Raw genomic sequence first — 515 nt, 5'->3', positions numbered from 1 at the left:
GTCCTCGACCTCTCTCTTCGTTGCCTCAGCCCCGGCCTCGGCTTCGGTGGTGCGGACGAGGAAGCCCTGGGACCGCAGTATCCGGGCGAGGACCTCGGCGGTGACGGCGGCACGCACCTCGCGGGGGTGGCGCAGGTGGACGGGGGCGGCGGTGGCCCCGTCGGCGGCGTACCCGTACCGCGTCCCGTCGCGCAGGATCGCGCCGACGAGGGTCTGCTGGCGCGCGGCGAGGGTGATGTTGAGGAACCCGGGCCCGGTGACGTCCACGCGGGTGACCCCGGCCGCCGTGCTGAGGTGCGACCGCAGGATCGCTGCGACCTCGTGCGGCGGCCGGCCGGCGGGGCGGGCCAGCTGCAGGGCGACGTTGGTGGCGTAGTCCCCGCGTCCGCCGGGCCCGGGGGGCACGACCTGCGCCCGCTCGGGCACACCGACGTCCAGCTCACCGGCATCCACCGCACGGCGCACGGCGCGCAGGACGGTGCTGGAGAGCTCGACGGGGGTCACGGGTCAAGCGT

At 76.1% G+C, this 515-nt stretch carries 1 pseudogene; it reads right to left on the bottom strand.

The features are described 5' to 3' along the window. Positions 1–504: pseudogene (locus FGF04_RS39830) on the bottom strand (ArgS-related anticodon-binding protein NrtL); the annotation flags it as partial. Positions 505–515 lie beyond the last annotated feature (11 nt).

Origin of the sequence: Streptomyces apricus (genome assembly GCF_008369065.1) — a bacterium.
Classification (GTDB): Bacteria; Actinomycetota; Actinomycetes; order Streptomycetales; family Streptomycetaceae; genus Streptomyces; species Streptomyces apricus.
The sequence above is the reverse complement of the archived record's forward strand: the minus strand, read 5'-3'. Positions and strand labels throughout refer to the sequence as shown.